At 73.0% G+C, this 26,221-nt stretch carries 26 protein-coding genes; 16 read left to right on the forward strand and 10 right to left on the reverse strand.

Annotated elements, in window-relative coordinates; genetic code table 11:
• The first annotated feature begins 79 nt into the window (after positions 1-79).
• From NYO98_RS20580 to NYO98_RS20590, 3 genes are all read left to right on the forward strand, one after another.
• Positions 80-901: a CoA transferase subunit A gene (locus NYO98_RS20580; protein WP_268113744.1), complete on the forward strand. Its 822-nt coding sequence runs from the start codon at positions 80-82 to the stop codon at positions 899-901.
• Between the two features lies 1 nt (position 902).
• Positions 903-1,571: a 3-oxoacid CoA-transferase subunit B gene (locus tag NYO98_RS20585; protein ID WP_268113745.1), complete on the forward strand. Its 669-nt coding sequence runs from the start codon at positions 903-905 to the stop codon at positions 1,569-1,571.
• 282 nt (positions 1,572-1,853) lie between these two features.
• The gene (locus tag NYO98_RS20590) at positions 1,854-2,501 is read left to right on the forward strand and encodes a hypothetical protein (RefSeq protein ID WP_268113746.1); all 648 of its coding nucleotides are present in this window, start codon (positions 1,854-1,856) and stop codon (positions 2,499-2,501) included.
• Positions 2,502-2,557: 56 nt separating this feature from the next.
• Here NYO98_RS20590 and NYO98_RS20595 read toward each other — a convergent pair whose 3' ends face one another.
• Positions 2,558-3,466 (reverse strand): hypothetical protein, encoded by a 909-nt coding sequence (locus NYO98_RS20595; protein WP_268113747.1) that lies wholly within the window; start codon positions 3,464-3,466, stop codon positions 2,558-2,560.
• 187 nt (positions 3,467-3,653) lie between these two features.
• On the opposite strand from NYO98_RS20595, the gene NYO98_RS20600 reads away from it, so the two are divergent.
• Positions 3,654-4,094 carry an SPFH domain-containing protein gene (locus NYO98_RS20600; protein ID WP_268113748.1) on the forward strand — a complete coding sequence of 147 codons (441 nt, stop codon included), beginning with the start codon at positions 3,654-3,656 and terminating at the stop codon, positions 4,092-4,094.
• Between the two features lie 397 nt (positions 4,095-4,491).
• Here NYO98_RS20600 and NYO98_RS20605 read toward each other — a convergent pair whose 3' ends face one another.
• Positions 4,492-4,893, reverse strand: a complete 402-nt coding sequence (locus NYO98_RS20605; RefSeq protein ID WP_268113749.1) for a VOC family protein — start codon at positions 4,891-4,893, stop codon at positions 4,492-4,494.
• Between the two features lie 170 nt (positions 4,894-5,063).
• Here NYO98_RS20605 and NYO98_RS20610 point away from each other — a divergent pair, with 170 nt between their 5' ends.
• The 7 genes from NYO98_RS20610 (at position 5,064) to NYO98_RS20640 (ending at position 12,614) form a co-directional block, all read left to right on the forward strand.
• Positions 5,064-6,119 carry an LLM class flavin-dependent oxidoreductase gene (locus NYO98_RS20610; protein WP_268113750.1) on the forward strand — a complete coding sequence of 352 codons (1,056 nt, stop codon included), beginning with the start codon at positions 5,064-5,066 and terminating at the stop codon, positions 6,117-6,119.
• A 120-nt stretch (positions 6,120-6,239) separates the two neighbouring features.
• Complete coding sequence (locus tag NYO98_RS20615; protein WP_268113751.1) at positions 6,240-7,292, forward strand: ABC transporter substrate-binding protein; 1,053 nt, start codon at positions 6,240-6,242, stop codon at positions 7,290-7,292.
• A complete protein-coding gene (locus tag NYO98_RS20620; protein ID WP_268113752.1) occupies positions 7,289-8,137 on the forward strand; it encodes an ABC transporter permease in 849 nt (282 codons plus the stop codon). The genes NYO98_RS20615 and NYO98_RS20620 overlap by 4 nt, the downstream gene beginning before the upstream one ends.
• A complete protein-coding gene (locus tag NYO98_RS20625; protein WP_268113753.1) occupies positions 8,113-8,904 on the forward strand; it encodes an ABC transporter ATP-binding protein in 792 nt (263 codons plus the stop codon). The genes NYO98_RS20620 and NYO98_RS20625 overlap by 25 nt, the downstream gene beginning before the upstream one ends.
• Positions 8,901-10,244, forward strand: coding sequence for an LLM class flavin-dependent oxidoreductase (locus tag NYO98_RS20630; RefSeq protein WP_268113754.1), 1,344 nt, complete (start codon positions 8,901-8,903; stop codon positions 10,242-10,244). The genes NYO98_RS20625 and NYO98_RS20630 overlap by 4 nt, the downstream gene beginning before the upstream one ends.
• Positions 10,241-11,290: an aldo/keto reductase gene (locus tag NYO98_RS20635; protein ID WP_268113755.1), complete on the forward strand. Its 1,050-nt coding sequence runs from the start codon at positions 10,241-10,243 to the stop codon at positions 11,288-11,290. The genes NYO98_RS20630 and NYO98_RS20635 overlap by 4 nt, the downstream gene beginning before the upstream one ends.
• 235 nt (positions 11,291-11,525) lie before the next feature.
• Positions 11,526-12,614 (forward strand): alkene reductase, encoded by a 1,089-nt coding sequence (locus NYO98_RS20640; RefSeq protein WP_268113756.1) that lies wholly within the window; start codon positions 11,526-11,528, stop codon positions 12,612-12,614.
• 52 nt (positions 12,615-12,666) lie between these two features.
• Here NYO98_RS20640 and NYO98_RS20645 read toward each other — a convergent pair whose 3' ends face one another.
• The gene (locus tag NYO98_RS20645; protein ID WP_268113757.1) at positions 12,667-14,037 is read right to left on the reverse strand and encodes an MFS transporter; all 1,371 of its coding nucleotides are present in this window, start codon (positions 14,035-14,037) and stop codon (positions 12,667-12,669) included.
• A 75-nt stretch (positions 14,038-14,112) separates the two neighbouring features.
• On the opposite strand from NYO98_RS20645, the gene NYO98_RS20650 reads away from it, so the two are divergent.
• Positions 14,113-15,159: an LLM class flavin-dependent oxidoreductase gene (locus NYO98_RS20650; RefSeq protein WP_268113758.1), complete on the forward strand. Its 1,047-nt coding sequence runs from the start codon at positions 14,113-14,115 to the stop codon at positions 15,157-15,159.
• Positions 15,160-15,427: 268 nt separating this feature from the next.
• On the opposite strand, the gene NYO98_RS20655 is transcribed toward NYO98_RS20650, so the two are convergent.
• The 3 genes from NYO98_RS20655 to NYO98_RS20665 are packed head-to-tail and all read right to left on the reverse strand — an operon-like array spanning position 15,428 to position 18,551.
• Positions 15,428-15,823: a low affinity iron permease family protein gene (locus NYO98_RS20655; protein WP_268113762.1), complete on the reverse strand. Its 396-nt coding sequence runs from the start codon at positions 15,821-15,823 to the stop codon at positions 15,428-15,430.
• A gap of 9 nt (positions 15,824-15,832) precedes the next feature.
• On the reverse strand, positions 15,833-16,480 hold the full coding sequence (locus tag NYO98_RS20660; protein WP_268113763.1) for a response regulator transcription factor: 648 nt from the start codon (positions 16,478-16,480) through the stop codon (positions 15,833-15,835).
• A complete protein-coding gene (locus NYO98_RS20665; RefSeq protein ID WP_268113765.1) occupies positions 16,473-18,551 on the reverse strand; it encodes a sensor histidine kinase in 2,079 nt (692 codons plus the stop codon). Before NYO98_RS20665 ends, NYO98_RS20660 begins: the two co-directional genes overlap by 8 nt.
• Positions 18,552-18,733: 182 nt before the next feature.
• On the opposite strand from NYO98_RS20665, the gene NYO98_RS20670 reads away from it, so the two are divergent.
• Positions 18,734-19,357 (forward strand): hypothetical protein, encoded by a 624-nt coding sequence (locus NYO98_RS20670; RefSeq protein ID WP_268113766.1) that lies wholly within the window; start codon positions 18,734-18,736, stop codon positions 19,355-19,357.
• A 60-nt stretch (positions 19,358-19,417) separates the two neighbouring features.
• Here NYO98_RS20670 and NYO98_RS20675 read toward each other — a convergent pair whose 3' ends face one another.
• The 4 genes from NYO98_RS20675 to NYO98_RS20690 all read right to left on the reverse strand — a co-directional run bounded on the left by NYO98_RS20675 (position 19,418) and on the right by NYO98_RS20690 (position 24,650).
• Positions 19,418-21,838 (reverse strand): FtsX-like permease family protein, encoded by a 2,421-nt coding sequence (locus tag NYO98_RS20675; protein WP_268113767.1) that lies wholly within the window; start codon positions 21,836-21,838, stop codon positions 19,418-19,420.
• The gene (locus tag NYO98_RS20680; protein WP_268113768.1) at positions 21,838-22,599 is read right to left on the reverse strand and encodes an ABC transporter ATP-binding protein; all 762 of its coding nucleotides are present in this window, start codon (positions 22,597-22,599) and stop codon (positions 21,838-21,840) included. The genes NYO98_RS20675 and NYO98_RS20680 overlap by 1 nt, the downstream gene beginning before the upstream one ends.
• Positions 22,600-22,809: 210 nt before the next feature.
• Positions 22,810-23,502, reverse strand: coding sequence for a response regulator (locus NYO98_RS20685; RefSeq protein WP_268113769.1), 693 nt, complete (start codon positions 23,500-23,502; stop codon positions 22,810-22,812).
• Positions 23,499-24,650 carry a sensor histidine kinase gene (locus NYO98_RS20690; protein ID WP_268113770.1) on the reverse strand — a complete coding sequence of 384 codons (1,152 nt, stop codon included), beginning with the start codon at positions 24,648-24,650 and terminating at the stop codon, positions 23,499-23,501. The genes NYO98_RS20685 and NYO98_RS20690 overlap by 4 nt, the downstream gene beginning before the upstream one ends.
• Before the next feature lie 93 nt (positions 24,651-24,743).
• Between NYO98_RS20690 and NYO98_RS20695 the strand changes: the two genes are divergently transcribed.
• Genes NYO98_RS20695 through NYO98_RS20705 form a run of 3 tightly spaced genes read left to right on the forward strand, consistent with a single transcriptional unit; the run spans position 24,744 to position 26,218 of the window.
• A complete protein-coding gene (locus NYO98_RS20695; protein ID WP_168218378.1) occupies positions 24,744-24,896 on the forward strand; it encodes a hypothetical protein in 153 nt (50 codons plus the stop codon).
• 1 nt (position 24,897) lies between these two features.
• On the forward strand, positions 24,898-25,353 hold the full coding sequence (locus NYO98_RS20700) for a RidA family protein (protein WP_268113772.1): 456 nt from the start codon (positions 24,898-24,900) through the stop codon (positions 25,351-25,353).
• A 4-nt stretch (positions 25,354-25,357) separates the two neighbouring features.
• Positions 25,358-26,218, forward strand: a complete 861-nt coding sequence (locus tag NYO98_RS20705) for an NUDIX hydrolase (protein ID WP_268113774.1) — start codon at positions 25,358-25,360, stop codon at positions 26,216-26,218.
• Positions 26,219-26,221: the final 3 nt, after the last annotated feature.

Below are 26,221 nucleotides of genomic sequence, written 5' to 3' on the forward strand. Positions count from 1 at the left end.
CCCGGCCACACCTCGGGCGCCTGACTGTGGTGCCCGCCCACACGGTGGCGGCGGTCACACCCCCGCTAGGGTCTCGGGCATGGACAAAGTGGTCTCTTCTGCGGCCGAGGCGGTCGCCGACATCCCGGACGGCGCGACGCTCGCGGTCGGCGGGTTCGGCCTCTCCGGCATCCCCTCGGTGCTCATCGACGCGATCCTCGAGGCGGGGACGACCGACCTCGAGGCGGTCTCCAACAACTGCGGCGTGGACGAGTGGGGACTGGGTCGCCTGCTCTTCGCCAAGCGGATCCGGCGGATGATCTCCTCCTACGTGGGGGAGAACAAGGAGTTCGCCCGGCAGTACCTGCACGGCGAGCTCGAGGTCGAGCTGACGCCGCAGGGCACGCTCGCCGAGCGGATGCGCGCGGGTGGGTCGGGCATCCCCGGCTTCTACACCGCGACCGGCGTCGGCACCCAGGTCGCCGAGGGCGGACTTCCCTGGAAGTACGACGACGCGGGCAACGTCATCGTCTCGTCGCCGCCGAAGGAGACCAAGGTGTTCTCCACCCCCGAAGGGGACAAGGAGTACGTCCTCGAGGAGGCCATCGTCGCCGACTTCGGCCTGGTCCGGGCCTGGAAGGGCGACCGGCACGGCAACCTGATCTACCGGCAGTCCGCGCGCAACTTCAACCCGCTGGCCGCCATGTGCGGGCGGGTGACGATCGCGGAGGTCGAGGAGCTCGTCGAGCCGGGCGAGCTCGACCCGAACGACATCCACACCCCCGGCGTCTACGTGCAGCGGGTGGTGGCGCTGACGCCCGAGCAGGCGGCGGACAAGAAGATCGAGAAGGTGACGACCCGGCCGCGGCCGACCGACGCCGCGCCGGCCGAGGACGCCGCGACGCACGGACTGGGAGGCTGACATGGGCTGGACACGTGAGCAGATGGCGGCCCGCGCCGCCTCGGAGCTGCAGGACGGCTCCTACGTCAATCTCGGCATCGGGCTGCCGACGCTGGTGCCCAACTACGTCGCCGACGACGTCGAGCTGGTGCTGCAGTCGGAGAACGGCATCCTCGGCGTGGGGGCGTACCCGTTCGAGGGCGACGAGGACGCCGACCTGATCAACGCGGGCAAGGAGACGGTGACGCTGCGCAAGGGCGCGTCGTTCTTCGACTCCGCGCAGTCGTTCGGGATGATCCGCGGCGGCAAGATCGACGCCGCGATCCTCGGCGCGATGCAGGTCTCGGCCGTGGGTGACATCGCCAACTGGATGATCCCCGGCAAGATGGTCAAGGGCATGGGTGGCGCGATGGACCTCGTCCACGGCGCCAAGCGCGTGATCGTGCTGATGGAGCACACCGCCAAGGACGGCTCGTTGAAGATCCTCGACGAGTGCGACCTGCCCTACACCGGCAAGCGCGTGGTGCAGCGCATCATCACCGACCTGGCTGTCATCGACGTGATCGACCCGGCGACCGGCGAGGTCGCCCCGTCCGGCACCGCTGGCGACCGGGCGCTCAAGCTCGTCGAGCTCGCCCCGGGTGTCACCGAGGATGAGGTGCGGGAGAAGACGCAGCCGCCGTTGGTCTGATCGGTCTGGAGTCACCGGATATCCGGTGACTTCCCTGCTTCGAGGTCGAGATCTCGGCCTCGAAGCAGGGAACTCGGGTGCGAAGCACGATCGCGCTCGGCCCTGCCCGCAACGTACTGCTCGCGCGCCGAGGACCTCGGGGTCCAGAGCCCGCTCCCGCACCGGGCCAAGAGTCCCGGTTCGGACGGGACCGGACGCCCTTCCGCGGCCACGACGCCGTACCTAGCGTCGGTGGCTCGAGGCCGAGCACGTGAGCGCGGCCGCAACGGGAGGAGCCGGAGGATGCGAGTCTTCACGAGCGGTCGCTACGCAGCGGTCACGTCCACACTCGCGCTGGTGGTGGCGTGCGGAGGAGCGTCGTACGCGGCCATCGTCGTCACCGGTGCGCAGATCAAGGACAACACGGTCAGCACGCAGGACATCAAGGACCGGACGATCAAGACGAAGGACATCTCGGCCGGCACGAAGGATGCGCTTGCGGGCGAGGTCGGTCCGGCTGGTCCCGCAGGAGCGACGGGTGCGGTGGGTCCGTCCGGACCTGCCGGCCCAGCGGGACCTGCAGGCGGGTCGTACCCGTCCAAGGTGTACTCGGTCGCTGCCGAGAACTTCACGTGGATGGTGCCCGGGTCGCTGCAGCAGGTGGCCTCGCTGCCAGTCCCGGCGGGCACGTACGCCGCCTTCGCGAAGGCGACGATCGGCACCAACGGCAGCGGTGGCGGCCACGTGCAGTGCGAGCTGAGCGGGGGAGGACAGGTCGACCGGCAGCTGGTCACCAACGACGGGCCCGGTTACGCGTACGAGGTGACGTACACGCAGATCGTCTTCACCACGGACACAGCGACCGACGTCGCGCTCTCCTGCTTCGGCACGAGCGCGAACTACGTCCACATGGAGAAGGTGACCGCCATCAGCGTCGCCTCCGCAGGCTGACGCAGCGCGACCGACCTCGTCCGGCCCGGGAGGTGGGCCTGCCGCCGCTGGTCCGATCAGTCGCCGGGTCGGCCCACGTGGGCATCGTTCCTGCCCGCGAACCACTGCTCGAGCTCGCGGAGGACCTCGGGGTCCAGCGCCTGCTCCGGGTCCGCCGCGATCTCGCGCTGGATGCGCGTGCGCGCCGCGTCGTACAGCGGTGCGCCCATGACGTACGGCAGGTTGCGGGCGTACCACCGGGGGAACACCTGGGTGCCCCACCGCTGCAGGACGATCGCGACCAGGCCGGGTCGGCCGCGGCGGACCCAGAAGCCGACAGCCCGACCGAGGACGACGGCGACACCGAGAGCGAGCGCCATGACGAGGAGCGTCGAGGCGATCTCGTCGCTCGCGAAGTTGTCGGTCAGGGTGAAGAAGTTGCCGTAGTAGACCGGGATGAGCACGTCCACCTGGTCGGTGAACGGCCGGACCTGCTCCGCGACGCCCGCCAGCTGCCGGAGCGAGTCGAGGTCGGGTCGCGCGTCGTAGGCGTTGCCCACGTGCCCGATCGCCGCGCGGACGTTGTCGAAGGTGCCGCTGAACCCGTCGATCTCGAGCACGCTGCGCGCCCGACCCATCTCGTCGTACGTCGTCTCGATCGAGCCGAGGGTGCGGACGCTCTCGTCCGCCGTCCGCTGGAGCTCGTCCTGCGGGAGGGTGTGCTCGTTGAGGTACGTGACGGCGGCCTGGACCTGCTCGCGGTGCTCGACGACGTACGACGCCTGCTCGTACCTCTCCGTCAGGTTCGGCACCGCCCGGACGGCATCGCCGGCCTTCCCGCTCATCGTCTCGGCGTCGCTCAACGCGACGCTGAGGGCGGCCCCCGCGCCATAGGCCTTGATGAACATCTCCGCGAGCGAGCCGCTCACCAGCCGCCCGATCTCGAGCCGGCGTCGGAGGGAGGACAGGTGGTCGGGGCCGGGCATGGGAGGTCCTTCGGTCGTGGGCGTCCTTCCGCATCGGCATGCTGCCCCACGGGCTCGGCGTTTCCGAGCAGCGTGCACCCCGATGGGTGGACCGGAGCCCGGCCGCACATCCCCCTCGACGCGTGGGTGCCTCGACCTCGTACGCTGCCGATGACATTCGCCGCGGGGGAAGAGGGAGGAGAGGCACGTGCCGAACCAGGAGCACGACACAGACGTCCGAAGTGCAGCGGGCGACCACCAGGACGACCCCGCGGGGCGGCCCGTGGTGCCGGAGCAGCGCTCGCCCTCGGCCGCGCGGCTGCTGGAGATGACGGCCCGCGACACCGACCAGTGGCTCTCCGACGCCCGGGCGGAGGCGGCGGAGGTCGTCGCGAAGGCGCGGCAGGAGGCAGAGACGCTGCTGCGTACGGCGCAGCGCGAGGCCTCGAACATGGTCGAGGCGGCGCGGGTCGAGGCCGCGCGCACCGGCGAGGAAGCGCAGGCCGCGGCGGACGGCGTACGCGCCGAGTCGGAGAAGCAGCGCGTGGAGGCTGAGGCGGAGGTCGCCCGCCTCCAGCAGGTGGCGACCGACCACGCGCAGCACCTGCGCCACCACCTCAACGACATGCTGGAGCGGCTCGAGCCCTAGCCGGACGCGCTGCGTCGCTGGTGCACGAGGGAGCGCACGGCGACGCCGCGCGCGCAGAGAGGTCGCGAGCCTTGCTCGTGTCGTACTCGTGGTGGCGCGGGTAGCGGCTCGTCAGCATCGACGCCCGTGCGGGACCGCACGGCGGCATCGCGCTGGGGGACTGCCGGGACAGGCGCCCCTTTTGCGACAGTCGTCGCCGGGGGTTGTCCATCGACCCCAGCGTCGAGCGCGGCTGTTCGTTCGTGATGACTCACAGCACGTTGTGGGGCACGGGGTGTGAGTGTCAATGCGGGCTCGAGGCGTTGAGGTGGGGTGGAGCGAACCGCCGCCGCCGTCGACGCCGAGGAGCGCCGTCGCGTCAAGAGCGAGGAGGTCGGTGGTCTGTAGTCGTCAACGCCTACGACGCGTCGTACCCCTCGCCACCGGCGCTCTTCGACCAGGCGGGCAGCTGCTGGAGCGCCCAGCCGTTGCCGTCGGGGTCGGCGAAGAAGACGAAACGGCCCCAGGCGAGCTCGTCGACGTCGCTGACCTCGATGCCGCGCGCGACGAGGTCGGCGTGGGTCGCGTCGGCGTCGGCGATGACCATCTGGAGGTTGTCCAGCGACCCGGGCTCCATCTTCGTGAGCCCCTTGCCGATCGCGATCGAGCACGCGGACCCCGGAGGCGTGAGCTGGACGAACCGCACGTCGTCGCTCACCACCTGGTCGTGGTCGGCGACGAAGCCGACCTTCTCGTAGAACTCCTTGGCCCGGTCGACATCGGTCACGGGCACCATCACCAGCTCCAGCTTCATGTCCATGGCCCGAGGCTAGGACCCCTTCAGGCCACCTGCTGACCGCAATACGGCCGCGTCGGCCGAGGACGCCACGGGCGGTCCCGGTATCCGCCATGTGGGCGTGGGTCGTCGGGGTAAATGTCGGCGTGTGCTATCTCTAGTAACCCAGTAGAGATTAAGTGGAAAGGCGCACGATGGAGTTCCTCTGGTACATCCCCAACCAGGTGACGGCGGGCCACCGGCTCGACGACACCGTCGCCGGGCACAACAGCCTCCAGCGCCTGACGTGGCTCGCCCGCCTGACCGAGGCGCACGGCTGGGGTGGGGCCCTGATCGGCACCGGGTGGAAGCGGCCCGACACCTTCACGGTCGCCACGTCACTGGCCGCGGCGACGACGACGTTCAATCCGCTCATCGCGATCCGGCCGGGCTACTGGACGCCGGCGCACTTCGCCTCGTCCGCCGCGACGCTCGACCAGCTCAGCGGCGGCCGGGTGAAGGTCAACATCGTCTCGGGCCCGGACCACCAGCCGCAGTACGGCGACGACGAGGGCGACCAGGCGCAGCGATACGCCCGCACGCGCGAGTTCATGCGGCTGGTGCGGCGCTACTGGACCGAGGGCGACATCACGTTCGACGGCGCGCACTACCGGGCCGAGGGTGCCACCCTCGAGCACAAGCCGGTGGCGCGCGAGGGCAGGCCGCACCCGCAGCTTTACTTCGGCGGCGCGTCCGAGGCCGCCCAGCGCACCGCGGCCGCCGAGGCGGACGTGCAGCTGTTCTGGGGCGAGCCGCTCGATGGCGTGGCGGCGCGCATCGACCACCTGCGCACGCTCAGTGCCGAGCTCGACCGTGACCTGCCGCCGCTCGAGTTCGGCCTGCGCATCACGACCCTCGTCCGCGAGACGACCGAGGAGGCGTGGGCCGACGCCGAGGCGAAGGTCGCCGCGATGGCCGAGGGGCAGCACGAGTGGGCCGTCGACCCCGGTCGCCGGGTGGCCGTGGGGCAGCAGCGGCTGCTCGACCTCGCCGAGAAGGGCGACGTGCTCGACGACTGCCTCTACACGGCCCCCGGCCGCGTCGGCGGTGGTGGCGCCGGCACGACCTGGCTCGTCGGGTCACCCGACGACGTGGCCAAGGCGCTGCGTCGCTACGCCGACCTCGGGGTCACCCACTTCGTGCTCAGCGACACGCCGTACGAGCGCGAGATCGTGCGCGTCGGCGACACCCTCCTGCCGCTCCTGCGCTGACCGCCAGCCCCGACGCACCGGGCCGGGACGTGATCGGGAACTCCTGTCACGTCAATATCACTAAAGTCTAGTCAATTACATTAGTTTTGAAGTCCGCTGTTCCGAGAAGGAGAACCCCTGATGCCACGACGTGGGCGCACCCGCACCCTGACCCGAGCGGCCCTGCTGGCCACTGCCGGCCTCCTGGCCCTGTCCGCCTGCGGCGGTGAGCAGGCCGGCCCCAGGCTCGAGCTCACGGCTGCCCTTCCCGACGCGCCGTCCGAGGACACCGTGCTGCGCGTCGGTGACCCGGCCACCCAGGTGGCCCTGGAGACCTCCGGCCTGATCGACGACCTCGACATCGACGTCGAGTGGGCCAACGTCACCGGCGGCCCCAAGACGCTCGAGGCCTTCCGTGCCGACGCGATCGACATCGGGTCGGTCGCCGACATCCCGCCGCTCTTCGCGCACTGGACCGGCACCGACGTCCGCATCGTCGCCGCACGCGAGACCGTCGACCCGATGGAGCACCCGACCTACGAGCTCGGCGTCGCTCCCGGCGTCGACGTGAAGTCGATCGAGGACCTCAAGGGGAAGAAGATCGCCTACAGCCCGGGCCAGGCCCAGGGCGCGCTGGTGCTCAACGTTCTCCGCGAGGCCGGCCTCACCCAGGACGACGTCGAGTTCGTCGAGATGCAGAGCGTCGACGACGCCTTCTCGGTCGCGCTGGCCAGCAAGCAGGTCGACGTCGCCCCGCTCGGCCAGACCCTGGTCAAGACCTACCTCGCCAAGTACGAGCGCGACGGGGCCAGCACCATCGAGCCCGGCGTGCGCGACGACGCCTGGACGCTCTACACGCCGACCACCGTGCTGGAGGACGCCGACAAGGCGGCCGCGATCAAGGAGTACGTCGCCGCGTGGGCCAAGGCCCAGCAGTGGATCTCCGACCACCCCGACGAGTTCGCGCAGGCCTACTACGTCGACCACGAGGGCCTCTCGCCCGAGGACGCGCAGTACGTCGTCGACGCGCTGGGCCAGTTCACCGTGCCGACCAACTGGGACGAGTTCATCGCCCGCCACCAGGAGACCGTCGACACGCTGGTCGAGGCGCAGGACCAGGAGCCGCTCGACGTCGAGACGATCTACGACCGGCGCTACGAGAAGGCCATCGCCGACGCGGTGGAGGGTTCATGACGACCCTCACCGGCAACCTGTCGGCCCCCACCCGCGCCCTCGCCGAGGCGGAGGACGTACGCCCCACCCGGCGCCGGCTCGGCCCGGGCGAGCCGATCCGCTTCGGCGGCCTCATCGGCATCGCCGCGCTCCTGCTCGCGTGGGTCGTGGGGTCCGCCACCGGCGTGCTCGACCCCCGCACGCTCACCGAGCCGTGGACGGTCGTGCAGACCGCAGGCACGCTCATCGAGAACGGTCGCCTGCAGGAGAGCTTGGTGACCTCCGGCATCCGCGCGGCCCTCGGCCTGGGCCTCGGGGTCCTCGTCGGCACCGTGCTGGCCCTGGTCTCGGGGCTGTCGCGGATCGGTGAGTCGTTCATCGACGGGCCCATCCAGGTCAAGCGCTCCATCCCGACCCTCGCGCTCATCCCGCTGCTGATCCTGTGGCTCGGCATCGGCGAGCCGATGAAGGTCATCACGATCGCCCTGGCCGTCTTCGTGCCGATCTACATCCACACCCACAACGGCCTGCGCACCATCGAGGGCAGGTACGCCGAGCTCGCCGAGACGCTCGGCGTGACGCGCGGCGAGTTCGTGCGCCACGTCGTGCTCCCCGGCGCGATGCCCGGCTTCCTGCTGGGCCTGCGCTTCGCGGTGACCTCGTCGCTGCTCGCGCTCGTCGTGGTCGAGGTCATCAACGCCACGAGCGGGATCGGCCACATGATCACGCTCGCGTCCAACTACGGGCAGACCGACATCATCGTCGTCGGCCTGGTCGTCTACGCGCTGCTCGGCGTCACCGCCGACGCGGTCGTCCGACTGATCGAGAGGAAGGCACTGTCATGGCGTCGTACGCTGGCGAGCTGAGCACCGAGGTGGCACCGGCGGTGCGGGTGAGGTCCCTGCACCGCAGCTTCAACGAGGCGGGCGGCGTGCTCAACGGCCTCGACCTCGACATCGCGCCCGGCGAGTTCGTGGCCCTCCTGGGTCGCAGCGGCTCGGGCAAGAGCACCCTGCTCCGGTCGCTCGCCGGCCTGGACCGCGGCGTCGCCGGCACCGGCGTCATCGAGGTGCCGGAGAAGGTCTCGGTCGTCTTCCAGGACTCGCGGCTGCTGCCGTGGAAGCGCGTCCTCGACAACGTGACGCTCGGCCTGCGTGCCGGTGACGCGGCCGACCGCGGCCGCCAGGCGCTGGCCGAGGTCGGCCTCGCCGGGCGCGAGAAGGCGTGGCCCCACGAGCTCTCCGGCGGCGAGCAGCAGCGCGCCTCGCTGGCCCGCTCGCTGGTGCGCGACCCTGAGCTGCTGCTGGCCGACGAGCCGTTCGGTGCGCTCGACGCGCTCACCCGGATCCGGATGCACACCCTGCTGCGCAAGCTGTGCGAGGTGCACCAGCCGGCCGTGCTGCTGGTGACGCACGACGTCGACGAGGCGATCGTGCTGGCCGACCGCGTCATCGTCCTCGACGGGGGCGTCGTACGCCACGACGCGCGCGTCGAGCTCGACGGCCGGCGCTCGCAGGCCGACCCGGCGTTCGCCCGGCTGCGGGCCCGCCTGCTCACCGAGCTCGGCGTCGAGGACGACCACGACGCGCCGGGCCGTCACCTCGACCGTGCGGTGGAGAGGGCGGCGTCATGACGGTCCGGCAGCTGCACCTCAACCTGTTCATCTACCCCGACGGCCACCACGAGGCGGCCTGGCGGCGCCCGGAGTCGCAGCCGGAGCGGATCACCGACATCACCTACTACCAGGAGCTGGCCCAGCGGGCCGAGGCCGCGAAGTTCGACGCGGTCTTCTTCGCCGACGGGCCGGCCCTGGCCGACAACATCCGGTACGCCGCTCGCGGTGGGCTCGAGCCGATCACCAAGATGACCGCCATCGCCGCCGCCACCGAGCGGATCGGGGTCATCGGGACGTCGTCGACGACGTACAACGAGCCCTACAACCTGGCCCGGCAGTTCGCCTCGCTCGACCACCTGAGCAACGGCCGGGTCGGGTGGAACATCGTCACGACCTCCTCGGCCGCCGCGGCGCACAACTTCGGCCTCGACGCCCACCCGGCCCACGCCCAGCGCTACGAGCGCGCCGAGGAGTTCCTCGACGTGGTCACCAAACTGTGGGACAGCTGGGAGGACGACGCCGTCCTCGCCGACCGCGAGAGCGGGGTCTACGCCGACACCGACAAGATCCACCGGATCGACCACGAGGGTCGCCACTTCTCCGTCGCCGGCCCCCTCAACGCGCCGCGCTCGCCGCAGGGGCGACCGGTCTACGTGCAGGCCGGGTCGTCGGAGGACGGCAGGTCGTTCGCGGCCCGCTGGGCCGAGGCGATCTTCACCGCGCACCAGACCCTGGAGAACGCGCAGGAGTTCTACGCCGACATCAAGGCGCGCGCCCGCTCCGTCGGTCGCGACCCCGAGGGGCTCAAGGTGCTGCCCGGCATCAGCCCGTTCATCGGGTCGACGGCCGCGGAGGCCCGCGCGCTGGAGGAGGAGTTCAACGACCTCACCCAGCCGGCGTACTCCCTCAAGCAGCTGAGCAACCTCGTCGGCGTCGACCTGACGGCGTACGACCTCGACGGCCCGTTCCCGACCGAGGTCGTGGCGCCGGTGGGTGACCGCGCGTTCCACAGCCGGTCGCAGCTCGTGCTCGACATCGTGGCCCGGGAGAGCCCGACGATCCGCCAGCTGTGCCACCGCCTCGCCGGTGCCCGCGGGCACCGGGTGGTCGCGGGCACCCCGGTCGACATCGCCGACACCATCCAGGAGTGGGCCGAGAGGGGCGCGGCGGACGGCTTCAACGTGATGCCGCCGTGGCTCCCGGGTGGCATCGACGTCTTCATCGACGAGGTCGTGCCGCTCCTGCGCGAACGCGGGCTGTTCCGCACGGAGTACACAGGAACCACGCTCCGCGAGCACCTCGGCCTCGACCGGCCGGCCAGCCAGTACGCACCGACCCCGCAGAAGGAAACCGCATGAGCAGCTTCGAGCACTACCGACCCCTGGGACGCACCGGCGTCCAGGTCAGCCCGCTGACCCTCGGCGCGATGATGTTCGGCGCGTGGGGCAACCCCGACCACGACGAGTCCATCGCGATCATCCACCGCGCGCTCGACGCCGGCATCAACGTCATCGACACCGCCGACGTCTACGCCCGGGGCGAGTCCGAGGAGATCGTCGGCAAGGCGCTCAAGGCACGCAAGGGCAGCCGCGACGACGTCTTCCTGGCCACCAAGTTCCACGGCAACATGCACGACGAGGACCCCAACCAGGCGGGGAACTCGCGGCGCTGGATCGTGCGCGAGGTCGAGCACTCGCTGCGCCGCCTGCAGGTCGACCACATCGACCTCTACCAGGTGCACCGGCCGCGGCCGGAGGTCGACATCGACGAGACGCTCGGCGCGCTGACGGACCTCGTGCGTCAGGGCAAGATCCGCTACATCGGCACGTCGACGTTCCTGCCCTCGCAGGTCGTCGAGGCACAGTGGGTGGCCGATCGCCGCGGCCGGGAGCGGCCGGTCAGCGAGCAGCCGCCGTACTCGATCCTCGCCCGCGAGGTGGAGCGCGACATCCTGCCGACGGCGCAGAAGTACGGCCTGGGGGTGCTGCCGTGGAGTCCGCTCGCGGGCGGCTGGTTGTCCGGTCGCTACCGCCGCGGCGAGGAGCCGCAGGTGACGTCGAGCCGGCTGCGCCGCCAGCCCGCGCGGCATGACCCCGCGTCGCCGGAGAACAAGGTGAAGCTCGAGGCGGTGCACCAGCTGCAGGAGCTCGCCGACGAGGCGGGGCTCTCGATGATCCACCTCGCGCTCGGCTTCGTGCTCGCCCACCCGGCGGTGTCGTCGGCCATCATCGGCCCGCGCACGCTCGAGCAGCTCGAGTCGCAGCTCGGGGTGGAGAAGGTGGTGCTCCCCGCCGACGTGCTCGACCGGATCGACGAGATCGTGCCGCCCGGCACGACCCTCAACGAGGCGGACCGGGGGTATGCCCCGCCGGCGCTGGTGGAGGCTTCGCTCCGGCGTCGGTGACTCGGCCGTCGCTGGAGTCACCGGATATCCGGTGACCGCCCTGCTTACAGGTACAGATCTCTACCTGTAAGCAGGGAACTCGGGTGCGAAGCACCGTCCGGCGGCCGGGCCGGCTCGCGTGGGGTGAGCCGGTCCCGGTAGCCGCTGTGAGGCTTCTCTCGTCGGGGAACATCGACCGGCGCGGGATGGCTGAGGGAGTCGTACAGTCCTCAACCACTCTGGAGGCACCACCTTCATGTCCCGTGCATTCGAGCCCCTCGCCGTCGGTCCCTGGAAGCTGCCCCAGCGCTTCGTGATGGCCCCGCTGACCCGCAACCGCGCGGGCGACGGCAACGCCCCGACCGCCCTCAACGCGGAGTACTACGCGCAGCGCGCCGGAGCCGGACTGATCGTCACGGAGGGCACCGCCCCCAGCCACGTCGGCCAGGGATACCTCGACGTTCCCGGGCTCTACACCGACGAGCAGGTCGCCGGCTGGCGCCTGGTCGCCGACGCCGTGCACGCCCGCGACGGTGTGGTCGTCGCCCAGCTCATGCACGCCGGTCGGATCGCCCACGCGGACAACAAGGACGGCGTGGAGACGATCGCCCCCAGCGCCGTGCAGGCCCCCGGCGAGATGGTCACCGCCGACGGCAGCAAGCCGCACGACGTGCCCCGCGCGCCGGAGACCGACGAGATCGCCGGCCTGGTCGCCGACTTCGTGACCGCGGCCCGCAACGCGGTCGCGGCCGGTCTCGACGGTGTCGAGGTGCACGCGGCCAACGGCTACCTGCTGCACCAGTTCCTCGACCCCACGGTGAACCTGCGCGGCGACGTCTACGGCGGCTCGCCGGAGAACCGCGCCCGGTTCGTCGTCGAGGTCGTGCGCGCGGTCGCCGAGGCGATCGGCGCCGAGCGGGTCGGCCTGCGGCTGAGCCCGGCCCACCAGTTCAACGGCATCGGCGAGGAGCTCGGCCCCGACCTCACCGCCACCTACCGTGCGGTGGTCGACGCCGTCGCGCCGCTCGGCCTGGCCTACCTGAGCCTGCTGGCCAGCCCGCTGGAGCCGCTCGAGACGCTGGTGCGCGACCTGCGTGAGCGCTTCGACGGCGTCGTGCTCCTCAACGACGGCTTCGGCGACGTCACCACCCTCGACTCGGTCGAGGAGCTGCTCGCGACCGGTCTTGCGGACGCGGTCGTCGTCGGGCGCCCCTTCCTGGCCAACCCCGACCTCGCCGACCGGTGGCGTGACGGGGCGGAGCTCAACGCGCCGAACCCCGACACGTTCTACGGCGGCGGCGCCGAGGGCTACACCGACTACCCCACCATCGAGCAGGCGTCCTGACCGCTCCCGATGACATGACGGCCCGGCCGGTCCCTCGCGGGGCCGGCCGGACTCATGTCGTACGCGTCCGGGCCGCGGCGACCACGCCGAGGACCGCGGCGAGCGCGGCGAAGGTGAAGACCGTGAGGAACGGGTCGAGGTCCTGCCGCTCGGCGGCCGCGAAGGCGGCGCCGGCCACGGACAGGGCGAGCGCGGCGCCGAGGGAGTCGGCCACCGTGAGGGCGGAGGAGTTGAAGCCCCGGTCGCGGTCGGTCGACGCCTCGAGCATCGCCACCCCGGTGCGCGGGTAGGCGAAGCCCATCCCGGCGCCGGCGAGGACGTACGCCGCTGCCGGCAGGACGGCGGACGGGTCTGCGCCGGCGTCGCGGGTGAGCACGCTGGTCGCCAGCGCGGTCAGGCCGACGAGGACCAGCGAGGTGCCGATGACCATCGCGCGGGTGTGGGACACCCGCGAGCCGAGGCGCGCCTGGACCTGGCTGGCGCTCGCCCACACCACGCCGACGCAGGTGAGCGCGATGCCGGCGCGGCCGGGGGAGAGACCCCAGTGGTCCTGCAGGACGTAGACGATGTAGGCCTCCGCGCAGAAGAACGTCGCCGCGAGCAGGCCGCGGGTCGCCACCACCGACGGCAGCCCCCGACGCAGGGTGCGGCTGCCAGGCGGGAGCAGGCGCCCCAGCGAGACCCAGACGCCCGCCAGTGCGGCCAGCGCGCCGAGAGCGGCGACGCCGCGGGCCGAGCCGACGAGCTCGAGCACCAGCACCCCGGCGGCCCCGAGCGCCGCCCACCACAGCCGTGACACGGGTGTGTCCGTGCCCTCGGCGTGCACCGTCAGCCCGCGGAGTGCGGGAGCCAGGAGCGCGAGGGCGAGCGCGACGAGCGCCACCACGCCGAGGAAGACCCAGCGCCAGCTCCACACGTCCGCGACGAAGGCGGCGAGCCCGGGACCGAAGAGGGAGGGCAGCACCCACGCGGCGGCGAAGGAGGCGAAGACCGCAGGACGGAGCGCGGCCGGGAACACCAGCCCGACGACGACGTACAGCCCGACCGTCAGCGCCCCGCCGCCGAGCCCCTGGAGGACGCGGCCGACGAGCAGCACCTCCATCGACGGCGCCAGCCCGCACACAAGCAGTCCGGCGGAGAAGAGCGCCATCGCCGCGAGCAGCGGCACCACCGGTCCGGTCCGGTCGCTCCACATGCCGGCAGCGACCATCCCGACGACCCCGCTGGCGAGCGGCGCGGCGAAGGCGAGCGCGTAGAGGTCGAGCCCGTCGAGGTCCCGCGCCACGGTGGGCATCACGGTGGCGACGGCCATGGCCTCGAACGCGACGAAGGCGATGAGGCCGAACATCGCGATGGTCGTGGCGGCGTACGCCGGCGAGAGGATCCGCTCGCGAGGCTGGGTCGGCGTCGGGGTGGTCGTCACTGGTCAGACGGTAGGACCTCCAGTGCACGTGAGGTCAATCGGAATAACCCACCGGGTGCGGACGCTGGGTCGACAGTGACTGCTCCCTCCGTCGACCTGTCCGTCCTCGACCTCGTCCCGGTCCGCAGCGACCAGACCACCGGTGACGCCCTCGCCGCCTCGCGGGGCCTGGCGCAGGTCGCCGACGAGCTGGGCTACCGCCGCTACTGGGTGGCGGAGCACCACAACATGCCGGCGGTGGCGGCCACCAACCCGCCCGTGCTGATCGCCATGCTGGCTGCGGCGACCGAGCGGATCCGGGTCGGGTCGGGCGGCGTGATGCTGCCCAACCACGCCCCGCTCGTCGTGGCCGAGCAGTTCGCCCTGCTCGAGGCCGCCTACCCCGGTCGCATCGACCTCGGCATCGGCCGCGCCCCGGGCACCGACCCGCTGACCCGGTTCGTCCTGCGCGGGGGGAGCGCGGAGTCCGCCGACGAGGCGGTCGCCAAGTTCCCCGACTACGTCGAGGACATCCGCACCCTGATGACGACCGAGGGCGTCGAGCTCCAGGTCGGGCCGCGCCGCCAGCCGCTGCGAGCCACGCCGTCGGCCCGCACGGTCGCCGACATGTGGCTGCTCGGGTCGTCGGACTACTCGGCGCGCCTGGCGGCCGAGAAGGGCCTGCCGTACGTCTTCGCGCACCACTTCTCGGGGGAGGGGACCGGCGTCGCGCTCGAGCTGTACCGCTCGACGTACCGCCCCTCTCCGGAGTACCCCGAGCCGCGGACCTTCCTCACCGTCAACGCCGTCGTGGCGCCGACGGAGGAGGAGGCCCGGCGTCGCGCGCTGCCCAACGTGCAGCAGATGATCGCGCTGCGCACCGGTGCGCCGCTGCACCCGCAGCGGCTCGTCGAGGAGGCCGAGGCGGTCGAGATGACCGCGGACCAGCGCGCCTTCGGCGATGCGATGGCGCAGCGCTGGATCGTCGGCTCGCCCGACCAGGCGCGGGCCCGCATCGAGGAGCTCGCGGCCGAGCACGGCGTCGACGAGGTGATGGTGCACCCCGTCGCGGGTGCCGCGGCCGGGACCGACGTGCGTACGTCACCCGCGCGCGAGGAGACGCTGCGCCTGCTCGTGGGCTGACCGGGCAGTTCCTCGCGCTGCACAGCGCCGACCGGGCAGTTCCTCGCGCTGCACAGCGCCGACCGGGCAGTTCCTCGCGCTGTACAGCGCCGACCGGGCAGCTCCTCGCGCTCGTGCGTGTGCCCAGCGCGAGGAAGTGCCCGGTGGGCGGGTTCCAGCGCGACGAAGTGCCCGCTCGGCGGGTTCCAGCGCGAGGAAGTGCCCGGTGGACGGGTTTCAGCGCAAGGAAGTGCCCGCTCGGCGGGTTCCAGCGCGAGGAGGTGCCCGGTCAGTGCTGCTCCTCGAGCCCGACCGCCTCGCGCAGGTTGCCCGCCGCCTCGCGGAGCTCGGGGTCGTCGGCCGCGCGTGAGTCCATCAGCGCGGCGAGCGCCTCGGCGATGACGTTGAGCTTCTCCTGCATGGCCTCGGTGTTGCGGCGCCCGGCGTTCTCCAGCAGGACGAGGAGCAGCAGCGACAGCACACCGCCGAAGGTGTGGATCGCCAGCTCCCACTTGGTGGTCGACTTCCACAGCGGGTAGCTCGCCGCCCAGATGACCACGACGGCCACCACGACCGCGAAGAACGGGGCGCGGCTGATGACCTTGGTCGACACCTCGACGAACCGCTCGAAGGGGTCGAGGCCGTCCTGCTTCTCCCGGCTCTCCGCCGCGTCTGTGCGCTCCATGGACGGAACCTAGTGCCTCCCGAGCCCCGCGTCGCGCGCCCGGATGATGACGTCGGCACGGTCGGTGGCCTGCAGCTTGGCCAGGATGCTGGTGATGTTGTTGCGGATCGTCTTGGGCGAGAGGAACAGCTCCTGCGCGATCTGGCCGTTGGAGCGTCCGGCGGCGATGAGGTCGAGCACCTCGGTCTCCCGCTCGGTGAGCTCGGGGAAGGGACGCTCGGGGCGGGCGGTGGGGGCGAGCACCTCGGCGATACGAGCGGCGAGCGAGGCGCCGAAGACGACGCCTCCAGCGTGGACGGTCGACACGGCGCGGACGATCTCGTCCTGCTCGGCGCCCTTGCGGAGGTAGCCCCGGGCACCGGCGCGCAGGGCGGAGAGCACCGTGCCGTCGTCCTCACCCATCGTCAGCACGAGCACCCCGACCTCGGGGTGCGCCGCGACGACCGCGCGGGTGGCGTCGATGCCGTTCATCACCGGCATCTGCACGTCCATGATCACCACGTCCGGGCGGTGCTCGTCGACGAGCGCGACGGCCTCGGCGCCGTCGGCGGCACGGGCGACCACCTCGATCCCGGGCAGCGGGTCGAGCAGCGAGGCGAGGCCGTCGCGGAAGACCGGGTGGTCGTCGGCGATCAGCAGCCGGATCGGGTCAGTCATGGCAGTCCCCCTCCACTCCAGTGTCGCGGACCCCGGCGCCGTACGGCAGGACCGCGTGGACGGTGGTGCCGCCGGACTCCGGGCAGGTCACCTCGCAGCGCCCGCCGAGCTCCTCGGCGCGCTCGCGCAGCGACAGCAGCCCGACGCCGGCGGTGACGTCCGGGCCGATGCCACGGCCGTCGTCGGCGACCGTCACGGTGAGCGCGGTGTCGCCACCCTCGAGGCGTACGTCGACGTGGCGCGCGCCGGCGTGCTTCACCACGTTGGCAAGCGCCTCCGACACGATCCGGTAGGCCGCGACCTCGACCGCCGCCGGCAGGCCCGTCGCACCCTCGACCGACACGTCCACGGCGACCTCGGAGCGCACCCGGTCGGCCTGCTGGCGCACCGCGGCCTCGAGGCCGAGGTCGTCGAGCGCGGGCGGGCGCAGGTCGTGCACGAGGCGGCGTACGTCGTCGAGGGCCTCGCTCACCTCGGTGCGGGCCAGGCCGACGAGCTCGCGGGCGCGGACGGGGTCGGCGTCGATGGCGTTGCCGGCGGCCTGCAGGCGCAGCGCGACCCCGCCGAGGGCCGGGCCGAGGCCGTCGTGCAGGTCTCGGCGGATCCGGCGGCGGTCCTCCTCGCGCCCGAGCACCAGGCGCTCTCGGCTGGCCTGCAGCTCGGTGGCGAGCAGCCGGGCGCGGATCGCCACGGCGGCCTGGCGCACGAGGTCGACCAGCAGGCCCTGGTCGCGGCGCGACAGCATCGATCGGTAGCCCTGGACGGGCAGCACCAGCCGCCCGACGCGCTCGTCCTGGTAGGCGATGTCGATCTCCTGCACCTCGGCGGGCGCGGTCCCGTGCGACGCGGAGAGCAGGCCGCCGTCGGGGGTGAGCACCTCGACCCGCACGTGCCGGACCTTGAAGGTGTCGGCCACCGCGGAGGCGAGCGCGGGCAGCTGCTCGTCGACCGTCCCGATCGTCTCCAGCCGGGCCGCGAGCGCGGACACCGCGCCGTACCGGTCGCCCCGCCGGCCCAGCAGCAGGCGGTGGACGAGCCCGCCGAGCCAGCTGCGGAGCGGGCCGTAGACCACGACGGCCAGCACGAGCACGACCAGCGTGACGCTGCGCTGGTCGAGGCGGTCGCCGAGCAACGCGGTGCCGGCGGCGAGCACGGAGAGGTCGACGGCGACGACGATCGCGGCGACGACGGCGGTGGTGAGGGTCCACGTGACCAGGGCGTCGACGTCGCCGAGGTCGGGGCGCAGCAGCCCGATGGCGACCGAGGCGGCCAGCGTGATCACCGCGACGTCGAGGAGGACCGTGGTGACGCCCCCGCTGACCGAGAGCGTGGCTCCCGCGGCCACGAGCAGGACGCACATGATCCCCGCCCACAGCAGCCATCGCAGCTGGGTGCGCTCACGGCCGGACCCCTGCCGGTAGCGGACCAGCAGCAGCGCGACGGCGGCCACGATGGACCCGAGGGTGAGCACCTGCCCGACCCGCAGCAGGGCCTCGACGAGGCCGTCGGGGACCGGGAGGCTCACCACCTCGGTCGAGACGCCCGGCACGGGGGTGGTGAAGACGACGTCGTCGGGGGCGAGGACGAGCACGATCGGCAGTGCGAACGACGCAGCGAGCACGCCCACGGACAGCGCGTGCCAGCGACCGGCCAGGAGCCTCCCGGTCGGGTAGAGCAGCAGCACGGCCACCAGGCCGGACAGCAGGACGGCCCCGAAGCGGGCCACGAACCAGAACGCGGCGTCCGTGCCGACCGAACCGTGCGCGTAGCCGTGGGCGAGCCATCCGGACAGGGCGCCGTCGACGGCCCAGACCACCGCGACCACCCCGAGCACGCGACCGACCGCGTCTCCCGGACGCTCGCGGAGGACCCAGGTGGCCGAGACGGCGAGGACCAGCCCGGGCAGGGCCACCGGGAAGGCGAAGCCGATGTCGGCCGCGGTCCGCTCGGCGTCGGTGTTGGTCAGGTCGAGCCACACCGACGCGACGAGGCACACGACGGCGACGAGCACGGGAACGTACGACGCCACCGCGGCGCGTGACCGGGCGCGGCCGGCGGTCGTCGTACTCACGCGAGCAGTATCGCCGCGCGGGTGTCCCGCCGTCAGGGGACCGGAGTCCCCTCGTGGCGGGACCCGACGAGGGGACCGGACGCGGGACCGCTCTCCCTGCCGGGCGGGTCTCCGGGACGGCGAACCTTCTGGCATGCCGCAACCGGCGGCGGACCCACCACCAGATGACAGGAGTCACGACCGTGACGATCTCGCACTCTCCCGCTCCCGCTCGCTCCGACGTCGCCACCGCGACTCCGGGCACCGCGACGAGCCCCACCCGCCCGTTCCTGCTCCACGGCAGGGTGCTCACCGCCGGCGCCGTGGCCTGGTCGGCCTCCATCCTGGCCGTCGGCCAAGACCCTCAGGACACCACCGGCCTGGTCGTCTTCGGGCTCGGCTCCGGCCTGTTCCAGGTCGGCGTGCTGTTCCTGCTGCGCGTGCTGTGGCGCACCCGGGCGCTGGGCGACGGCCGGATCGCCCGAGGGGTGATCCGCGCCGAGACCGTCGCGCTCAGCCTGGCGATCGCGTCGACGTTCGTGGACGCCATCGGGGTCTCCGACCTCACCCAGCCGGGCTGGCTGGCGCTGGACCTCTTCTGGCCGCTGTCGATGCTGGGCATGTTCCTCATCGGTGTCCGGATCGCGATCGCCGGCCGGTGGAAGGGCGCTGCCCGCTTCTGGCCGATGGTCGCCGAGAGCTGGGCCGTCGTCACCGTCCCCGCGCTCGGCATCTTCGGCGAGACCGTCGGCATGTACGTCGGTGCCCTCCACCTGCTCGTGGGCTACGCCGTCCTCGGCGTGCTGGTCAGCCGCAAGCGCGACTGACCATCACGAGCAGAAGGCCCCGGACCTCTCCCCCGCGGAGGTCCGGGGCCTTCGTCGCGCTCAGTCGAGCGCCAGCCCCGCGGCCGGGGTGACCCGGGCGGCGCGACGGGCGGGTACGACGCACGCGGCCAGGCCGGCGAGCGCGGCGACCAGCGCGACCGCACCGAGCTGCACGACCGGGACCGTCATCGTGACGTCGTCGATGACCGGCCCGAGCAGCACGCGCACGCCGACCCAGGCGAAGACGAGGCCGATCGCCGTGCCCAGGGCGGTGGCGACCCCCGAGAGCAGCAGCCCCTCCGCGGCCATGGCCCGGCGCAGCTGGTCGCGGGTCAGGCCCATCGCGCGCAGCAGGGCGTTCTCCCGGCTGCGCTCGAGCACCGACAGGCCGAGCGTGTTGCCGATGCCGATCAAGGCGATCAGCACGGCGATCCCCAGCAACCCGACCACGGCGCCCGTCAGGATGTCGACCTGCAGGTCCACCCAGGCGCGGTCGGCGTAGCCCCCGTCGACGACCGCCCGGCTCCCGGCCAGCGCGGCCAGGTCCCCGTCGAGGTCCTCCGCGTCCGTCCCGGGGACGGCTCGCGCCCACACCGCGACCGGCTGGGCCGTCGAGGTGAGCTCGGCCATCGTCGCGGAGGACACCAGCCCGGCCTGCCCCCACGCGGGGCCGAGCCGCACGTCGAGGGTGTGGTCCCGGCCGTCGACCGTGACGACGACCCGGTCGGTGTCCAGCACCCGGTCGGCCACGTCGCGGGGCCACGCGTCCACCACGTCGTAGGACAGCAGGACGGTGCCGTCCGGCGGCGAGAGGTCGCTCGGTCCGCGCACCACGGTGGGCCGCCCGGAGACCTGTGCCAGCGGGAGCGGCTCGTCGCCCACGGCTGCGATCGTGCCGGCGAGGGTGACCGTGTCGGCCACGCCGTCGACCGCGGCCGCCCGCTCGACCAGCGCGTCGTCGAGCGGTGCGTCCACCGCGGTGACGGTCGCGTCGAGGGGGTAGTCGGTGTCCATAGCGTCGTCGATGCCGGTGCGCGAGGACGCCAGTCCGGTCAGGATCGCCGTGGTGAGGGTGACGCCGACCAGCAGCGAGGCGGCGGTGGTGGCGGCGCGGCGCCGGTCACGCACCGCGTTCCCGGCGGCGAGGCGGCCCACGGGGCCGGTGCCGAGGAGCCGGCTCGCCGCGGTCAGCAGCGCCGGGACCAGCCAGGGCCCGAGCAGCAGCACGCCGACGAAGGCGATCATGCCGCCGCCCAGCATGAGCACGACGGAGGGCAGCGCCCCGTCCGCCACCGCGACGGCGAGCAGGCCCGAGCCGGTGGCCACCGACAGCACCGCGAGCGCGAGCCGGAGGCGGCCGGACTGTGAGCGCGCGTCAGGACCGGTGTCGGGGCGCAGGGCGGCCAGCGGCGGCACCCGGGTGACGCCGCGGGTGGGGAGCCAGGCGGCCGCCACCGTGACGAGCACGCCGAGCGCGCAGGCGCCACCGAGCCACCACGGGTCGATGGTGGCTGCGCCCATGTCGGTGAACCAGATCCCGACGAGCTGGACCAGGCCGAGGCCGCCGAGCCCGCCGACGACCACCCCCGCGGCGGAGGCGACCACCCCCGTCGCGAGCGCCTCGAGCCGCACCGAGCGGCGGAGCTCGCGGCGGGTCACTCCCACGCAGCGCAGCAGCGCGAACTCGCGCAGGCGCTGGGCGAAGAGGATCGAGAACGTGTTGGCGATGACCAGCATGGCCACGAAGAACGCGATGGCGACGAAGACCAGCGCCAGGATCGCGATGATGTCGACACCGCGGGAGATCTCGGCCTGCCGCTCGGCCACCCAGGCGTCCGAGTCCCGGACGGTGGCGTCGGGGACGAGTCGGGTGGCGAGCTCCGCGGACCCGCCCCAGGCGACGGCGTCCGCCCAGAGCGTGTCGCGGAAGCGCTCCAGGGTTGGCCACGGGACGTAGAGGTCGGCGCCCATCGCGGCGGGGCTGTCGACCAGGCCGACCACCTCGACGTCGGCGGCCGCGCGGCCGCTGCCGACGCGGAGCAGGTCGCCGATCCCCACGCCCGATCCCTTGGCCGCGTTGACGTCGGCGACGGCCTCCCCGGGCGCGGTCGGGAGACGACCGGCCTCGAGGGCCTGCCACTGCAGGCCCGGGTCGAGGGAGACCTCGGCGACGTCGGCGGACCGGGTGAGCTGGACGCCGTCGCGCGAGACGGGCTCCATCGCGTAGCCCAGGGCGAGTGCCGCGACGTCGTCCTCGGCCGCGCCGGCCATCAGCCGGGTGACGTCGCGCGGGTCCGCGACGGTCACCACGTGGTCGACGTGGGCGACGGGCGCCCCGACGTCGGCGGTCATCCCGGCGCGGGTGGCCCCGGTGAGCATGCCGATGACGACGATGAAGGCGACGCCGATGACGACGGCCACCGACGCCGCGACGTACCTCCGGGTGTGGTGGCGCATCGACGCCACGAGCACGGTGCGCATCAGGCGCCCCGTCCACGCAGCGCGGCGACGAGCTCGTCCTGGCCGGGGTCGGTGAGGTGGGCGGTGACGGCGCCGTCGTGGATGACCACCACGTCGTCGGCGTACGCCGCCGCGTCGAGCTCGTGGGTCACCATCACCACCGTCATCCCGAGCTCGCGGACCGAGCGGCGCAGGTGCCCGAGCACCTCCGCGCTGGCCTCGCTGTCGAGGTTGCCGGTGGGCTCGTCGGCGAAGACGATGTCGGGCTGGGTGACGAGCGCGCGGGCGATCGCGACGCGCTGCTGCTGGCCGCCGGAGAGCTGGCTGGGCAGGTGGCCGAGCCGGTCGCGGAGCCCGAGCACGTCGACGACCTGGTCGTAGCGCTGCCGGTCGACCGGGCGACCGGCGAGCTCGAGGGGCAGGACGATGTTCTGGCCGGCGGTGAGCATCGGCAGCAGGTTGAAGGCCTGGAAGACGAAGCCGATGTGCTCGCGCCGGAAGATCGTCAGCGCGGTGTCGTCGAGGCCGGCGAGGTCACGCCCGGCGACGGTCACCTCGCCGGAGGTCGCGGCGTCGAGGCCCGCCAGGCAGTGCATGAGGGTGGACTTGCCGGAGCCGCTCGGGCCCATGATGGCGGTGAAGCGGCCGGCCGGGACGTCGAGGTCCACGCCGCGCAGGGCGTGGACGGCGTTGTCGCCGGTGCCGTAGGTGCGGGTCAGGCCGCGGGCGCTGGCAGCCGTCCGGGTGCCGGCCGGTGTGCTGGTGTCGAGTGTCGTGGTCATGGGGACAACGGTGCTCGTCAGCGGCCGCCCGGTCGTCGGCCCGGGGAAGGCTTCTCGGGTCGGCCTGCGGGCGGACGCGCGCGGTCGGCGTACGACCGGGGGAGGACCCTGCCGCCGAGGTTCGTACCCGAGTTGCGTGCTTCGAGGTCGAGATCTGTACCTGTAAGCAGGGCGGTCACCGGATATCCGGTGACTCCAGCGGGGAGGCGGTCAGGGACTCACGAGGCCCGTCTCGTAGCCGAGCACCACGAGCTGGACGCGGTCGCGGGAGCCGGTCTTGGCCAGCACCCGGCCGACGTGGGTCTTGACGGTCGTCTCGGCGACGACGAGGTGCTCGGCGATCTCGGTGTTGGTCAGGCCGCGGGCGATGAGGGTGAGCACCTCGACCTCGCGCTCGGTCAGCTGGGCGAGCCGGTCGTCGTACGTCGCCGGCGCGGCCGGGTCGGGCAGCGCGGCGAAGTGGTCGAGCAGCCGCCGGGTGGTGCTGGGGGCGACGACGGCGTCGCCCGCCATCACGGCACGGATCGCGCCGAGCAGGTCGGGCGGTGCGGCGTCCTTGAGGAGGAACGCGGAGGCGCCGGCGCGGATCGCGGCGAAGGCGTACTCGTCGAGGTCGAAGGTCGTCAGCACGATCACCCGCGGCGGGGCGGCCCGCGCGAGCAGCCGGCTCGTCGCCTCGACGCCGTCGACGCGCGGCATCCGGACGTCCATCAGCACCACGTCGGCGGCCGTGACGGCGAGCCGCTCGAGCGCCTCGCCCCCGTCGCCGGCCTCGCCGACGACCTCCATGTCGTCCTGGCTGTCGACGAGCATCCGGAAGCCGGCGCGCACCATCTGCTGGTCGTCGACGAGGAAGACCCGGACCGGCCCGGCGTGATGGCCGGCTGCGTCGCTCTCGCTCACAGCGGCAGCCTCGCAGACACCGCGAACCCGCCCCCCGGCGCGGGGCCGGCCTCCAACGTCCCGCCGTGGACGGCGGCGCGCTCGCGCATGCCGACGAGGCCCAGGCCGCGACTGTCCGGGTGGGAGGCCGCCCCCCGCCCGTCGTCGCGGACCTCGATGACGACCTCGGTGCCGACGGCGACGCGCACGTCCACCGCCGCGTCCGGCCCGGCGTGCTTGCGCACGTTGGTGAGGGCCTCCTGCACGATGCGGTACGCCGCCAGCCCGATCCCGTCTGGCACGTCGGTCGCGGGCTCCGGGAGGTCGGCGCTCACGCGCGTGCCGGCGGCGCGGGCCTCGTCGACGAGGTGGCGTACATCGTCGAGGCCGGGCTGCGGCGCCACGCCGGTGTCGCCCTCGCGGAGCAGCCCCAGCAGCCGTCGCATCTCGGTGAGCGCCTCGCGGCCCGCGGCAGAGATCGTCTCCAGGGTGCCGACCGCGACGGCGGGGTCCTTGGCGGCGGCATACCGCGCGCCGTCGGCCTGGACGACGATCACCGACAGGCCGTGGGCGACCACGTCGTGCATCTCCCGGGCGATCCGCGAGCGCTCGTCGCGTGCGGCCAGCTCCACCTCCCGCTCGGCCATCCGCTCGGCCTGCTCGGCGCGCGCGACCAGCGAGGCGACGTACCGCTCGCGCGACTGCGCCGCCCAGCCGAGCGCCCACGCGGCGGTGACGATGGCGCCGATCGTGACGGTGTAGGGCGCGAGGTTGCCCGGGGTGAGGTCGCCGGCCCCGAACCCGAACAGCCAGCGGGTCGCCGCGACCAGCGCGCCGGCGTACCCCACGAGCAGCGCCGCCACGCCCTGCCACCGCGGCGACCAGCGCGCGACGGAGTAGACCGCGACGGGGAAGGCGAGCTGGCCGACGGTGGGCTCGTCGTGGAGGACCGCCTGCAGCGCGGACGCCGCCGCGACGACGAGGAAGACCGGCCACGGGTGGCTGCGGCGCCAGAGCAGGGGCAGCACCTCGGCGACGGTGAAGGCGGTCGCGACCGGCTGGTCGGCAGCGATGTGGCCCAGGCCGCCCACGACGAGGACGAACGCGACGACCAGCCGGTCGAGCCAGCGCCGCCCACGCGGCCCCAGGCGCCACGGGTGCGGGTCCATGGTGCAGAACGTTAGACCGCGCACCCGCCCCCGGCGTCAGACCACGGGAGGACGCCGAACAGCCGCGCGTCGCCCCCGAGTAGGGTGCGATCCATGACCCAGTGGGAATACCAGGTGGCGCCGATTCCGCTCCACAACGAGGCCCTGATGCTCAACAACTTCGGCCAGGACGGCTGGGAGCTGGTGGCCATCCACACCAACGCGCAGGGCGGCCTCGTCGCCTTCCTGAAGAAGCCGAAGGCCTGACGTGGGTGCCGAGGCCCGCCTCGCCGAGCTGGGCATCACCGTCCCCGAGGTCGTCCCGCCGGTCGCGGCCTACCAGCCGACGGCGAGGAGCGGCAACCTCGTCTTCACCGCCGGCCAGCTGCCCGCCCGCGACGGCGGGATGCTCGCGATCGGCAAGCTCGGCGCCGAGGTCAGCGACGAGCAGGGCTACGAGTGCGCCCGCCAGTGCGCCCTCAACGCGCTCGCCGCGGTCAAGGCCGAGATCGGCTCGCTCGACGACGTCAAGCGCGTGGTCAAGGTCGTCGTGTTCGTCGCCTCGACGCCCGACTTCACCGGCCAGCCCCAGGTCGCCAACGGCGCCTCCGAGCTGCTCGGCGAGGTCTTCGGCGACGCCGGCAAGCACGCCCGCTCCGCCGTCGGCGTCACCGTGCTCCCGCTCGACGTGCCCGTCGAGGTCGAGATCGTCGTCGAGGTCTGAGACCTTGCAGCGCCTTCCCCTCCCCGAGGCGCTCGTCGCGCAGGCGAGGTCGTACGCCGAGGGTGGTGCGACGCCCGCCGAGCCCCGCGACGCGGCGACGGTGGTGCTGGTGCGCCCGGGTGCCGCCGGCCCCGACGTCTACCTCCTGCGCCGCCAGACGTCGATGGCCTTCGCAGGCGGGATGTGCGTCTTCCCCGGCGGCGGCGTCGATCCTCGCGACTTCGACGACGAGCTGGTCGAGCGCGGCCTGTGGGCCGGTCCGTCGCCCGCCGAGTGGGCCTCGCGGCTCGGCTGCGACGAGCCCCGGGCCCGGGCGCTGGTCTGCGCGGCCGTGCGGGAGACCTTCGAGGAGTCGGGAGTGCTGCTGGCGGGCGCCGGTCCGGACTCGGTCGTGGCCGACACCACCGGCGACGACTGGGAGGCCGACCGCGTCGCGCTGGAGTCGCGCGAGGTCTCGCTGACCGCCTTCCTCGAGAAGCGCTCGCTCGTGCTCCGCACCGACCTCCTCGGCGCCTGGTCGGGCTGGCTGACCCCGGTGTTCGAGCCGCGGCGCTACCGCACGTGGTTCTTCGTGGCCCGCCTGCCCGAGGGGCAGGTGACCCGCGACGTGTCGAGCGAGTCGTCCTCGGTCATGTGGGCCGGCGCGATGGACGCGGTGTCGCTCGTCGAGCGGCAGGAGATCCTCATGCTGCCCCCGACGTGGCTGACCTGCCTCGAGGTGGGCCAGTACGCCGACCCCTCCGCCGTCCTCGCCGAGGCGAGCGGCCGGAGGGTCGAGATGTTCATGCCCGAGGTCGTCGCCGACGGCGAGGAGTTCATCCTGTCCACCCCACCGGCCTACGCCACGCTGATGGCCGCTCGATGAGCC

The organism is Nocardioides pini (genome assembly GCF_026712185.1).
Taxonomy (GTDB): domain Bacteria; phylum Actinomycetota; class Actinomycetes; order Propionibacteriales; family Nocardioidaceae; genus Nocardioides; species Nocardioides pini.

Coding starts and splice junctions, on each gene's coding strand:
- NYO98_RS20640 (WP_268113756.1), top strand. CDS start 11,526: ATGTCCCGTGCATTCGAGCCCCTCGCCGTCGGTCCCTGGAAGCTGCCC.
- NYO98_RS20615 (WP_268113751.1), top strand. CDS start 6,240: ATGCCACGACGTGGGCGCACCCGCACCCTGACCCGAGCGGCCCTGCTG.
- NYO98_RS20695 (WP_168218378.1), top strand. CDS start 24,744: ATGACCCAGTGGGAATACCAGGTGGCGCCGATTCCGCTCCACAACGAG.
- NYO98_RS20655 (WP_268113762.1), bottom strand. CDS start 15,823: ATGGAGCGCACAGACGCGGCGGAGAGCCGGGAGAAGCAGGACGGCCTC.
- NYO98_RS20605 (WP_268113749.1), bottom strand. CDS start 4,893: ATGGACATGAAGCTGGAGCTGGTGATGGTGCCCGTGACCGATGTCGAC.
- NYO98_RS20660 (WP_268113763.1), bottom strand. CDS start 16,480: ATGACTGACCCGATCCGGCTGCTGATCGCCGACGACCACCCGGTCTTC.
- NYO98_RS20590 (WP_268113746.1), top strand. CDS start 1,854: ATGCGAGTCTTCACGAGCGGTCGCTACGCAGCGGTCACGTCCACACTC.
- NYO98_RS20585 (WP_268113745.1), top strand. CDS start 903: ATGGGCTGGACACGTGAGCAGATGGCGGCCCGCGCCGCCTCGGAGCTG.
- NYO98_RS20635 (WP_268113755.1), top strand. CDS start 10,241: ATGAGCAGCTTCGAGCACTACCGACCCCTGGGACGCACCGGCGTCCAG.
- NYO98_RS20680 (WP_268113768.1), bottom strand. CDS start 22,599: ATGACCACGACACTCGACACCAGCACACCGGCCGGCACCCGGACGGCT.
- NYO98_RS20675 (WP_268113767.1), bottom strand. CDS start 21,838: ATGCGCACCGTGCTCGTGGCGTCGATGCGCCACCACACCCGGAGGTAC.
- NYO98_RS20690 (WP_268113770.1), bottom strand. CDS start 24,650: ATGGACCCGCACCCGTGGCGCCTGGGGCCGCGTGGGCGGCGCTGGCTC.
- NYO98_RS20630 (WP_268113754.1), top strand. CDS start 8,901: ATGACGGTCCGGCAGCTGCACCTCAACCTGTTCATCTACCCCGACGGC.
- NYO98_RS20625 (WP_268113753.1), top strand. CDS start 8,113: ATGGCGTCGTACGCTGGCGAGCTGAGCACCGAGGTGGCACCGGCGGTG.
- NYO98_RS20610 (WP_268113750.1), top strand. CDS start 5,064: ATGGAGTTCCTCTGGTACATCCCCAACCAGGTGACGGCGGGCCACCGG.
- NYO98_RS20620 (WP_268113752.1), top strand. CDS start 7,289: ATGACGACCCTCACCGGCAACCTGTCGGCCCCCACCCGCGCCCTCGCC.
- NYO98_RS20580 (WP_268113744.1), top strand. CDS start 80: ATGGACAAAGTGGTCTCTTCTGCGGCCGAGGCGGTCGCCGACATCCCG.
- NYO98_RS20595 (WP_268113747.1), bottom strand. CDS start 3,466: ATGCCCGGCCCCGACCACCTGTCCTCCCTCCGACGCCGGCTCGAGATC.